Genomic DNA, 12116 nt, shown 5'->3' on the forward strand with positions numbered 1-12116 from the left:
AGATCCCGATGAAAAAGATGAGGTTAATAATAAAAATAGCCGGATAACCGGCTATTTAGAGGGATAATTTTACCTTAAATCAGGCGCTACGGCGCAGCAGACCCTGTTTTTTAAGCCAGATCAGCAGAATTGAGATCGCCGCAGGTGTAATGCCAGAAATACGCGAAGCCTGACCGATAGACGAAGGTTTGTGATCGTTCAGCTTGGCAATCACCTCGTTGGACAACCCATTAACCTGCTTGTAATCCAGATCGGCAGGCAACAGCGCATTTTCATTGCGCAGCTGTTTCTCAATTTCATCCTGTTGACGGGCAATATACCCTTCGTATTTGACCTGAATTTCAACCTGTTCAGCAGCCTGCTCGTCGGTTAATCCCGGGGCAAACAGTGGTAGCGCAGTAAGCTGAGCGTAATCCACTTCAGGGCGACGTAGCAGCTCTTCACCATTAGCTTCACGCGACAGCGGTGTTTTCAGCAGTGAATTGACCTGATCTAACAGTTCAGATTGCGGGTGAACGTGAATGTCACGCAGACGCTGGCGCTCTTTCTCAATGTTCTCGAGCTTCTCGTTGAAACGTGCCCAGCGATGATCGTCGACCATCCCCAGCTCACGACCCATTTCTGTCAAACGCAGATCGGCGTTATCTTCACGTAGCATCAGACGGTATTCAGCACGTGACGTAAACATGCGGTAGGGTTCTTTCGTACCCAACGTACAAAGATCGTCAACCAGCACGCCGAGATAGGCTTGATCGCGGCGCGGTGACCAGCCTTCCTTGTCGGCAGACAGGCGAGCTGCATTCAGGCCAGCCAGCATGCCCTGTGCCGCCGCTTCCTCATACCCCGTTGTGCCGTTGATTTGTCCGGCAAAGAACAGGCCATGAACAAACTTGTTTTCCAGCGTAGGTTTCAGATCGCGAGGATCGAAGAAATCGTACTCAATTGCATATCCAGGGCGAACGATACGCGCATTTTCCATTCCTGCCATTGAGCGAACAATTTGCCACTGGACGTCAAACGGCAAACTTGTCGAGATCCCGTTTGGATAAATTTCGTTACTGGTCAGCCCTTCAGGTTCGAGAAAGATCTGATGCGTGTTTCGATCGGCAAAACGCATGACTTTGTCTTCGATCGATGGGCAATAACGCGGCCCGATCCCTTCGATGATCCCAGCATACATCGGGCTACGATCCAGATTATTACGGATCACATCATGCGTTTTCTCATTGGTATGCGTGATGTAGCACGGCATCTGTGCAGGATGCTGGCCTGCATTCCCCAGGAATGAGAAAACCGGCATTGGGTTATCACCGTGCTGTTGTGCCAGCACGCTAAAATCAATCGTTCTGGCGTCAATACGTGGTGGTGTACCCGTTTTCAGGCGGTTTACGCGTAGAGGCAGTTCACGCAGGCGACGGGCTAGCGGAATGGAAGGCGGATCGCCTGCACGCCCACCGCTGTAGTTATCCAGCCCGATGTGAATTTTGCCGTCAAGGAAAGTACCTACCGTTAACACCACGGCTTTCGCACGAAATTTTAGTCCCATCTGGGTAACCGCGCCGACGACACGATCGTTTTCCACAATCAGATCGTCAACGGCCTGCTGGAAGATCGTTAAATTTGGCTGATTCTCCAGTGCGGTGCGAATAGCCTGACGATAGAGCACGCGATCCGCTTGTGCGCGTGTCGCTCTGACAGCTGGGCCTTTACTGCTGTTTAGTATCCTAAACTGTATACCTGCCTGATCGACGGCACGTGCCATCAACCCTCCCATGGCATCGATCTCTTTAACCAGATGGCCTTTTCCAATACCGCCGATCGCCGGGTTACAAGACATTTGTCCCAGCGTATCAATATTGTGCGTGAGTAAAAGCGTCTGTTGGCCCATTCGGGCAGAAGCCATCGCTGCTTCTGTTCCGGCATGACCGCCACCGATCACAATGACGTCAAATGGATCTGGATAAAACATGGTACTGCTCCTCGCATTATTGCGAATGATTAGTGGCGAACGATCGTTATTTGCCCTGGGGTGGGGGATTCTACTCAACTTTGAGCCAACGACCAAGTCCGTTGGATCCTCGTTAATTAAAGAAAGATCTTTTTATTTAAAGATCTCTTTATTAGATCTCTTATTAGGATCGTCATTTTGTGTGGATAAGTGATTATTCATATTAAAGATCAAGATAATGGAGCTGATCCTTACCTGTGAATGATCGGTGATCCTAGCCAGTATAAGCTGGGATCATAATGCGGAGTTATGCACAGGACAAAAAACATACTTGGGTTGTTATTGGGATAACTACTGGTTTTACACCTGAATTAAGCATAGTTATCCACATTCAACTGCCGAATATTTAATCTTATTTGAGTAAATTAACCCACGATCCTAGCCATTCTTCTGCTGGATCTTCTGGAATCTGATGCTGCGTGATGTCGATCTCAAGGATTTCACCGATCCTTTTAGCCCCAAATTGTGCTAGTAGACGATCCGCTGTTTGGATCGCGCCACAGAACGTGTCGTACTCTTTACTACCGATCCCTATCGCACCAAAATTCACCTGAGAAAGATCGGGCTTTTGCTGTTCCAACTGTTCAAACAGCGCTTTCAGGTTGTCAGGGAACTCCCCTGCACCGTGTGTAGAGGTCACCACCAGCCATATACCGCTTTCGGGAAGTGCATCGAGCGTAGGGCCATGCAGAATTTCAGTGGAGAAATCATCCTTTTCTAGCAATTCAGCCAAATGCTCTGCCACATATTCGGCGCTGCCAAGGGTACTGCCACTGATTAAGATAATGTCTGCCATAGTGATCCCATCCGATAAAAGACGGGACATTGTACGCTGTGATCAGGCTGGGATCTACCTGTGGATAATATGGGTATAGGAAAAAAGCATTACGGTGCGATCGTCCGCATGATGGGGTTTTGCAGGGAGATGAGCGTTTCAGTGGACTGAATTTCATCAATTGTTTGGATCTTGTTGATAAGCACGTGTTGCAGCGCCTCGATCGACCGGCACATGACCTTAATAAAGATACTGTAATGCCCTGTGGTGTAGTAGGCCTCGACCACTTCTTCCAGATTGTTTAGCCTTTCCAGCGCTGAGGGATAATCTTTAGCACTTTTCAAAATGATGCCGATAAAGCAGCACACGTCATAGCCCAGCTGTTTTGGATTCACGTCCAGACGCGTGCCGATAATGATGCCCGCCTGCTTCATTTTTTCCACCCGAACGTGGATCGTGCCTGGACTGACTGAAAACTGTTTTGCCAGTTCGGCATAAGGCGTACGTGCATTTTCCATTAAGGCGGAAAGAATGCCGCGATCGAGATTATCGATCTGATAAATTTCTGCCACTTTGAGCCTCCTATTTTAGCGAATAATGATTTTATACCGCTATAAAATGACGGATTAAAAGCACAAGTGCAATTTATCCATAAGATTATTGAATGACTAGCTGTTTTTATTGCTTAATGAATAACTAAATACGATGAATAAGAGACGCGGCAATGAAAAAGCAGTACATCGAAAAGCAGCAGCAAATCAGCTTCGTTAAATCTTTCTTCTCCAGCCAACTGGAGCAGCTTCTGGGATTGATTGAAGTCCAGGCACCAATTCTCAGTCGTATCGGCGATGGCACGCAGGATAACTTGTCTGGTACGGAAAAAGCAGTGCAGGTTAAGGTTAAGGCTTTACCTGATGCGACATTTGAAGTGGTGCACTCGCTGGCTAAATGGAAACGTAAAACGCTGGGCGCATATGATTTTAGCTTCGGCGAAGGCATTTATACCCACATGAAGGCACTGCGTCCGGACGAAGATCGCCTGAGCCCGATCCACTCGGTTTATGTCGATCAGTGGGATTGGGAGCGCGTGATGGGGGATGGCGAGCGCAATGCTGAATATCTGAAATCGACGGTCACGCGTATTTATCAAGGCATTAAAGCGACTGAGGCTGCGGTACATCAGGCGTTTGGCATTCAGCCTTTCCTGCCAGAGCAGATTCATTTTGTGCATACCGAAACCTTGCTGAAGCGTTATCCCGATCTGGACGCCAAAGGGCGTGAGCGAGCTATAGCTAAAGAGCTGGGTGCGGTCTTCCTGATTGGGATTGGCGGTAAGCTGTCCAGCGGACACTCTCACGATGTGCGTGCACCGGATTATGATGACTGGACGACACCAGGCGAGCAGGAATTGGCGGGTTTGAACGGCGATATCGTCGTCTGGAACCCAGTCCTGAACGATGCGTTTGAGATTTCATCCATGGGTATCCGCGTGGACGCAGAGGCGCTAACACGCCAACTGGCACTGACGCAGGATGAGGAACGTCTGAAGCTTGAATGGCATCAGGCGCTGCTGCGCGGTGAGATGCCACAAACGATCGGTGGGGGAATCGGTCAGTCTCGCTTGGTCATGCTACTGCTGCAATTGCCGCACATTGGTCAGGTTCAGTGCGGTGTATGGCCACAGCCGCTGCGTGAGTCGGTTTCTGGCCTGCTTTAATAAGCCTTGCCGTGCTGCCAGCGGCGCATTAAGCGGCTTTTTAACCCGGTATCAAAGCGCCAGATATGGTCAAAGATGTGCATGATGCCGGGTTTGCCATGATCGGACATCGCTACAGCATGGAAACGATGCTGTAGCTGCTTCTGACGGCTTTTCACCTTATTCACCACCTCATCCGGCAACCGCTGGGCGATAAAATCCGAAATCACCACGGCATCGGCATCATGCCAAAGTGCATCGTCCATCTTATCCAACAACGCTGACAGACAGGCAGCCATATCCGTGCCACCGCGGAAGGACTGGCTGAGAAAACGTATCGCCTGCTCTAACCCGTCCTCAGACGTCAGCTCATACTTCACCACGCCGGTAGAAAACAGCATGATGTAGCAACGGCGGTTGTCAGCGAGCGCGATGCGCATTAGCGCCAGACAGAAGGCTTTCGCGCAGCGTTCATTAAAGCCACCCATAGAACCTGAAGTATCAACGCAGACAATAAACGGGCCACGCGGTTGCTGTTCATTTTGTTGATGCACAACAGGGCGCTCGGTGACTTTCTCGCGCCAGCTCTCACCTTGTAAGCGATAGGTCAGCAACCGATGTTCCAGCAGGCGACGATAAAATTCGTATTCCAGTTCGCTGATGCCCAGAGTCACCAGCTCAGTCGGCATCAAACGCAAGATATCGTCGCTCTGATGCACGCCGCTCACCTGCTCAGGCACGGTGGCCGGTTCTCGTACTCTTACCCTGAAGGCTTCTTGTGGCGCTTCCTGCGTGAGGATAGATTTGGTCTCCCGACTGCGCCCCAGTCGTTCCGCCAACTTCTGTAATGCAGGCTGGCGTTGTAGGAAAGTGCCGAAATCCAGTAATAGACGGGGATCGGTTTGAATACGCTGTGCGGCGCTGAGATCCCATAGCCGACCAGCCGCGTTTTCATTTTCGGCCAAAATCGGTTCGAGTTTGCCACTGAGGGTAAGACGCTGTTGTAGTTCATCCAGCAGGATTTCCCGCTCCTGATTCATCAATTGCTGATGCAGTGAAACGGTTTGCAGTGTCAGGCTCAGCCGCCAGCGTTGAAGAAAGAGCGCATGTAGCCCACTCGTTACCTTCTGCCCTAAGGTTCTCTCTGGAGAGGTAATGAGCTGTGAGGCCTGCGTCAGAAACGGCGATTCCACGTTGTTCAGCGTATCCATAATCGCAGGCAGGCGTGTCTGAAAGGCCTGGTTGTCGATCGATTGTGAACGTTGGTAGCAGCTAAACTCCCTTTCCAGCTCTGGCGGTACCTGCGTGGTGCGAAGGCGCTGCTTTAACGTTTCTTTCCAGTGAGGGAGATCGTTGAGTAACGCGGATTTCAGGCTGGGATACTTTTCAAAGAAGAAAGCGAGTTGCGGCGTCGCCATCAGCGTGACGACAAGATCGTCCAGCAGCTCGTTTTCATCGATAGACAGCAGCATTTCCAGTGATTCCAGCGTGATCATCGGCGTTAGTCCTGTTGCTCTGATTGCTGGATCTGCTCGGCGACCTGTTGCAGGCTGGCTTCTATTTTAGCCAGCCACTCACTAGGGACGAACAGGCAAGGCTGATGCTGGCTGAATAAGCGACGCTGTTCGCGAAGCTGCATATTTAGCTTTTCATATTCATCGGTAATTTCGGCAGGAAGTGCACAGTCGCGTTTTTCTGGCAGAGAAAGAACAGAGGATTGCAGGCTGATATCGCGAATCGCCAGATGCTGTCTATCGTCCACCAGCAGATCGAGACGTTGGGTAAAGCCAATACCGTTGAGCTTACCCCGGATTTCTCCCCCTTTTTGCAGCCAGCCTTGCAAGGCATTCTTCTCAATGGTCAGATGGTTGACTTCAATATCGTGCAGGATCAGCGGGCGTTGCAGCACCAGATCCAATGTTTCAGCGGCGATCGTGTCAGGCAAGGTGTAATGGAATTTCCGGCCCAGAAAGTGCCCCTGTTTCTCTACTGAAAATGCCTGCAATTCACTTTGTTCACGCTGGTATTGTTGACGTTTGGTATTTACCTGCTGAAGACGAAACAGCAGGCTTTTTTGTTGATAGGCGTGCTCGGTAATCAGCAGTTCAAGCTGGCGCTCGATGAGCGTTAACGTGCTTTGGTCATGCCAGAGGCAGTCTTTTAGCAGAATAATATCAACTGGCGTGATGGCATCTCGACCGCAGAAAAATGCGCTGGCCTGAAGCAGACGCAAGGCTTTTTTCCAGCGTCGATCGGAAATGTAGGGCGCTTGTTCCAGCGCATCTAGCTGTTGGCGCAGCATGTAAATCAGCTCGAAGCCCACTTCCGGCAGCGCGACGTGCTCAATGTCTTTCTGCCACTGTTGGTACTCTTCATCGCTAACGCTGAGAGCGGGTGGGACGGGGTTATCGCGATCGCTACTGTTATTCACGAGCAGCGCATGGAAATTCTGTTTTTCCTGTACCCGATCGAGCCATAGACGGATGAGCATTCGGTCGTAGAGCGCTTCCAGACCGCCATCAGCCTCCGGTAGTTCATTCGAGGCCGCGACCAGCAGGCGCATGGGGATCGTGTCTTCGCTGTTGCCATTGCGGAAACGTCGTTCGTTAATGGCCGTCAGCAGCGTGTTCAAAATAGCGGGGCCCGCTTTCCAGATTTCATCCAGAAACACGATTTCGGCTTCCGGCAGATAACCGGCTGTCAGGCGCTGGTAGCGGCCTTCATCTTTTAGTGCCTGAATAGAAAGGGGGCCAAACACCTCTTCCGGCGTGGAGAAGCGGGTCATCAGGTACTCAAATGCGTTCGCATGACGAAAAGCGAATTTAAGGCGCCGGGCGATCATACTTTTGGCTATACCTGGTGGCCCCAGCAGAAAAACACTTTCTCCGCTTAGCGCTGCCAGCAGACAGAGGCGAATAGTGTGCTGTCTTTCGTAGAGCCCATGTTCTAGCGCATGGCTGAGGCGAGAAATTCTTTCAGCCAATGCCGCAGTTTGACGCATAATTAATCCGTTAGTCCCATGATGTGATGTACTGAAATCGTTTATTTTTGAACCTGACTGCCTTACTGAAAGCGGTGTCTCAGAAAAACCCTACTTTCAGAAAGACAATAGTAATAATAAACGGCAGATCACAGATTTTTATTAGAATACTTTTACGGATTATTACACCCTAACGGGGTAAGTAAGCAATAAACGACCTTTTACAGGATGTTTCGTGTACACCCGTCATACTGCAAATTGCAGGTGTGTTGGCGTCGCTACTCGGCACTCTTGTGTGTGCCTCGTCCTAAAGGGCCAACGCTTTGTGTTGTTTAAAACGTTAACGTTTTGCCCTACAACACGAATTATTTAGGGTGTAGAAGATGGGTCGCACAATAAAAATGGGTTTTCATCCTGATTTGTGCATACTGTGCGCTTTTGGACGAGTTGCTGTGAATGACGCACTTCGCGGACTGATTAATAACAGAAGATAGGTTTATGAGCTCAGAACATAAACGTTCGCTTCCGGCTGTCACGCTGGCGGCTATCGGGGTGGTTTATGGAGATATAGGAACCAGCCCTCTTTATACGTTAAGGGAATGTTTATCAGGGCAGTTTGGTTTTGGGGTCGAGCCTCATTCGGTCTTTGGCTTTCTTTCACTGATCTTTTGGCTATTGGTCCTCGTTGTTTCGCTGAAATACCTGACCTATGTGATGCGTGCCGACAACGCGGGTGAAGGTGGCATTCTCACATTAATGTCGCTGGCTGGGCGTAATACCTCCGATCGCATGACGTCCGTGCTGGTCATCATGGGATTGATCGGCGGCAGCTTCTTTTATGGGGAAGTGGTCATCACGCCGGCCATCTCGGTGATGTCGGCGATGGAAGGGCTAGAAATCGCCGCACCGGCGATGGACAGCTATATCGTTCCGCTATCGATTGTCGTTCTGACTTTACTGTTTATCATTCAAAAACACGGTACCGGCAGCGTCGGCAAGCTGTTTGCGCCCGTGATGCTGATTTGGTTTTTGACGCTTGGCGTACTTGGGGTGCGTGGCATTATCGCTAACCCTGAAGTTTTGCAGGCGTTGAATCCGATGTACGCCGTTCGCTTCTTTATCGAATATAAAGCAGTGTCGTTCTTTGCACTGGGCGCCGTGGTGCTGGCTATTACTGGGGTCGAAGCATTGTATGCAGATATGGGGCACTTCGGTAAATTCCCGATTCGTCTGGCCTGGTTTACGGTGGTGTTGCCGTCGCTGGTGTTAAATTACTTCGGGCAGGGCGCACTGCTGTTGAAGAACCCAGAGGCGATCAAAAATCCGTTCTTCCTGCTGGCGCCAGATTGGGCGCTGATTCCACTGATGGTGCTGGCCACGCTGGCGACGGTTATTGCCTCGCAGGCAGTGATTTCCGGCGTTTTCTCCCTGACGCGTCAGGCAGTGCGGCTGGGCTATTTGCCGCCGATGCGTATCGTACACACGTCAGATATGGAATCTGGTCAGATTTATATTCCCGCCATTAACTGGATGCTTTATATCGCGGTTGTCATCGTGATTGTCAGTTTTGAACATTCGAGCAATCTGGCTGCGGCTTACGGTATTGCGGTAACGGGCACGATGGTGATTACCAGCATTCTATTCTGTACGGTTGCAGTGAAGAACTGGCTCTGGAACCGCTATCTGGCGTGGGTTTTACTGGTGGGCCTGCTGATTATCGACGTGCCGATGTTTTTGGCAAACGTGGTCAAGATCCTGTCCGGTGGCTGGTTGCCGCTGGCGCTAGGTATGGTAATGTTTATTATTATGACGACGTGGAAAAGCGAACGTTTCAGGCTGCTGCGTCGGTTGCATGAGCATGGTAATTCGCTGGATGCCATGATTGCATCGCTGGAGAAATCGCCGCCGACGCGGGTTCCTGGTACGGCGGTGTATTTCTCTCGCGCCACTCGTGTGATCCCGTTCGCGCTGCTGCATAACCTCAAGCATAACAAGATCCTGCACGAACGAGTGGTGCTGTTGACCATGCGAACGGAGGATGCACCTTATGTGTTGAATGCCCGCCGAGTGACGGTTGAACAGCTTTCGCCAACATTCTGGCGTGTGATCGCCAACTATGGCTGGCGTGAAACGCCTGATGTGGAAGAGGTCTTTCAACGCTGTTGGCAGGAAGGATTAACCTGCCAAATGATGGAAACGTCTTTCTTTATGTCCAATGAGTCGCTGATTATCGGTGAACGGCCTTGGTATCTGCGCTTGCGCGGTAAGCTGTTCATGATGCTCAGCCGCAATGCGCTGCGGGCAGCGGATCAGTTTGAAATACCGCCGAACAGGCTGATTGAACTGGGGATTCAGGTCGAGATTTAAACGAATCCAATATAGGAAGTTATGTTGGGATGAGATCGAGATATACGGTCGACCACGGGGCGAGGCGTCCCTGCGGGAACCTCATCCCCGTGTTTCCCTAATAACAAGCAGCGAGTTGCTGCCTATTGGGAAAGCCGTGTGCTCAGTGATTTAACGATAGAGATAATACCCTACCAATTCACCGACACAATTAACCCCCCTTGGGGCTGATTGGTGAATGTAACCCGCATCTGATGCAGCATGGCTATATTGTTCACGATGGAAATCCCCAGACCACTGCCGGATTTTTCCTGCCCTGGTGGGCGATAAAAACGCTCGCCGATTCTTGCCAACGCTTCATCGCTGATGCCCGGCCCGTTGTCCGCAACCTGAAAGCCCCGCTCTGTCAGCGTCAGGCTTACTGTTCCCCCTTCATGGCTGTAACGAATGGCGTTATCTAGCAGATTGCGTACCAGCAGTGTCAGCAGTAGCGGATGGCCCTGCCGGATAATGGGGGTATCCGGTAAGTCCAGTGTTAGTTCGATACCTGCGGTTTGTGCAGTGCGGTAATGCGCGATCACCGCCTGTTGTAGTAATTCATTGAACTGAACGGGCCGCATCCCCTCGGGATGCGATTCGGCATCCAGTCGTGATAGCGTCAGGAGCTGATCCACCAGTCGGGTGGCGCGATCGATACCTTTATCCAGATTCATTAATGCATGCCGACGCATGGCCTCATCGTCATGGGCCAGCTGCGCGACTTCGGTTTGAACTTTCAATGCCGCCAGCGGGCTACGCAGTTCGTGAGCGGCATCGGAGGTAAAACGGCGCTCGCGAGTCAACATATCGTGTATGCGGGAAAACAGGAGATTCAGTGCGTTGACCAGTGGGAGGACTTCTTGTGGGATGCGCTGTGTCGCCAGCGGTGTGCTTTCGTCAGGGGAGCGTAACTGAAGCTCTGCAGCAATACGTTTTAGCGGCGATAGTTCACGCGTCACCAGCCAGAACAGCAGCGCCAGCATGATCGGCAGCGCAAACAGCCAGGGCATCAGGTTAGTTTTTACAATATCCAGCGTCATATCCTGACGGTATTCCCATTCCTGACCCACAGCAATCACGTAACGATTATCCTCCGTCGTTAGCCAGACGATGCGCCACGCGTCGTTATCATCACGCAGTTTGCCGTCGGTGAAGCCGTTGCGCGTAGAGTCAAAAATGAAATCCTTGCCATTATCGCCATCGTTCAACACCATTTTCCCATCGCGGGTAAAAATGGCGAAGGCCAGCGCATCATCATCCTGTTTACCTCGGTTTTTATGTACCAGACTTTTGGTTTTGGGCAGAGAAGTCGATTGGATTCGCAATTCATCGGGATTCATGGTGGCTAGACGTTTGGCAAACAGCATTTGCTGAGTATCAAATAACTCATTGATGTTATGACGTGTTTGATACCAGGAAAGCAGACTGGCTACACTCCAGCACATTAATGTCAGCAGCGCAAAGCCCGCAATCAGGCGTAAACGCAGACTGAGTCGGTTCATGGTGCATCTCCCAGAATATAGCCAACGCCATGCACGGTACGAATAAACCCGCTGCCCAGCTTTTTGCGCAGGTGGTGGATATGGACTTCTACCGCATTGCTGGAGACATCATCATCCCAGCTGTAGAGCTTCTCTTCCAACTGCGCGCGCGTGAGTACGCGGTTCGGATTGAGCAAGAACAGTTCCAACAGCGCCAGCTCGCGGGATTTTAGTATCAACGGCTCACTGTTAAGCGTGACGCTCCGTGAGCCAGGCTCAAGGGAAACAGCGCCATGTGTTAATACGGGTTGGAGTTGGCCGTGACGGCGACGAATCAGCGCCTGCAGGCGAGCGGCAACTTCTGTCAGCGCAAAGGGCTTACATAAATAATCATCCGCTCCTTGCTGCAATCCTTCTACGCGCTGTTCCAGCGCATCGCGGGCGGTCAGAATCAGTACCGGCTCGTCATGTCCAGCCTGACGCCACTGGCGCAGGATATCCATGCCGTCCATGCCCGGCAGGCTGAGATCGAGCACCACTGCATCATAAGGGGCGGCCTTCAATGCGGTAGCGCCCGCTTTACCTTCCGTAAACCAATCAATATTAAAGCCCAGTTTGTTAAGCCCAGCTTTTAGGCCATCACCGATCAGGCGATCGTCTTCGATTAACAATACTCTCATGGCTGCCTCGCAGGGGATGTGCCGCTGTCGCATTTGCGCCTTTTCCGGTTTTATACGAAATCGGGGGCCGATGTGTACAGGACAAATCGCTGAAATCGGGTGATTTCTGCA

The 12116-nt window shown here is 51.1% G+C and carries 10 protein-coding genes; 3 read left to right on the forward strand and 7 right to left on the reverse strand.

Annotated features, from left to right (window positions below; all coding sequences use genetic code 11):
- Positions 1-79 precede the first annotated feature (79 nt).
- The gene (gene mnmG / locus DCX48_13550; GenBank protein QXE15458.1) at positions 80-1969 is read right to left on the reverse strand and encodes a tRNA uridine-5-carboxymethylaminomethyl(34) synthesis enzyme MnmG; all 1890 of its coding nucleotides are present in this window, start codon (positions 1967-1969) and stop codon (positions 80-82) included.
- On the opposite strand from mnmG, the gene DCX48_13555 reads away from it, so the two are divergent.
- Positions 1968-2162, forward strand: a complete 195-nt coding sequence (locus DCX48_13555; GenBank protein QXE15459.1) for a hypothetical protein — start codon at positions 1968-1970, stop codon at positions 2160-2162. The two genes, mnmG and DCX48_13555, sit on opposite strands and share 2 nt — an antisense overlap.
- A 198-nt stretch (positions 2163-2360) precedes the next feature.
- Here the strand turns inward: DCX48_13555 and mioC are convergent, their stop codons facing one another.
- Complete coding sequence (gene mioC / locus DCX48_13560; GenBank protein ID QXE15460.1) at positions 2361-2804, reverse strand: FMN-binding protein MioC; 444 nt, start codon at positions 2802-2804, stop codon at positions 2361-2363.
- Positions 2805-2893: 89 nt separating this feature from the next.
- Complete coding sequence (gene asnC, locus DCX48_13565) at positions 2894-3355, reverse strand: transcriptional regulator AsnC (protein QXE15461.1); 462 nt, start codon at positions 3353-3355, stop codon at positions 2894-2896.
- A gap of 152 nt (positions 3356-3507) precedes the next feature.
- Here asnC and DCX48_13570 point away from each other — a divergent pair, with 152 nt between their 5' ends.
- Positions 3508-4500, forward strand: coding sequence for an aspartate--ammonia ligase (locus DCX48_13570; protein ID QXE15462.1), 993 nt, complete (start codon positions 3508-3510; stop codon positions 4498-4500).
- On the opposite strand, the gene viaA is transcribed toward DCX48_13570, so the two are convergent.
- The gene (gene viaA, locus DCX48_13575) at positions 4497-5975 is read right to left on the reverse strand and encodes an ATPase RavA stimulator ViaA (protein ID QXE15463.1); all 1479 of its coding nucleotides are present in this window, start codon (positions 5973-5975) and stop codon (positions 4497-4499) included. The genes DCX48_13570 and viaA overlap by 4 nt on opposite strands.
- Before the next feature lie 5 nt (positions 5976-5980).
- Entirely contained in the window at positions 5981-7480 is a 1500-nt protein-coding gene (gene ravA, locus DCX48_13580; GenBank protein QXE15464.1) for an ATPase RavA, read from the reverse strand.
- Positions 7481-7957: 477 nt separating this feature from the next.
- Between ravA and DCX48_13585 the strand changes: the two genes are divergently transcribed.
- Positions 7958-9826, forward strand: a complete 1869-nt coding sequence (locus tag DCX48_13585) for a low affinity potassium transporter Kup (GenBank protein QXE15465.1) — start codon at positions 7958-7960, stop codon at positions 9824-9826.
- A 170-nt stretch (positions 9827-9996) separates the two neighbouring features.
- Here DCX48_13585 and qseC read toward each other — a convergent pair whose 3' ends face one another.
- The gene (gene qseC, locus DCX48_13590) at positions 9997-11346 is read right to left on the reverse strand and encodes a two-component system sensor histidine kinase QseC (protein ID QXE15466.1); all 1350 of its coding nucleotides are present in this window, start codon (positions 11344-11346) and stop codon (positions 9997-9999) included.
- On the reverse strand, positions 11343-12005 hold the full coding sequence (locus DCX48_13595) for a response regulator (GenBank protein ID QXE15467.1): 663 nt from the start codon (positions 12003-12005) through the stop codon (positions 11343-11345). Before DCX48_13595 ends, qseC begins: the two co-directional genes overlap by 4 nt.
- Between the last annotated feature and the right edge of the window lie 111 nt (positions 12006-12116).

Origin of the sequence: Pectobacterium atrosepticum, from assembly GCA_019056595.1 — a bacterium.
In the GTDB taxonomy this organism is placed as follows: Bacteria; Pseudomonadota; Gammaproteobacteria; order Enterobacterales; family Enterobacteriaceae; genus Pectobacterium; species Pectobacterium atrosepticum.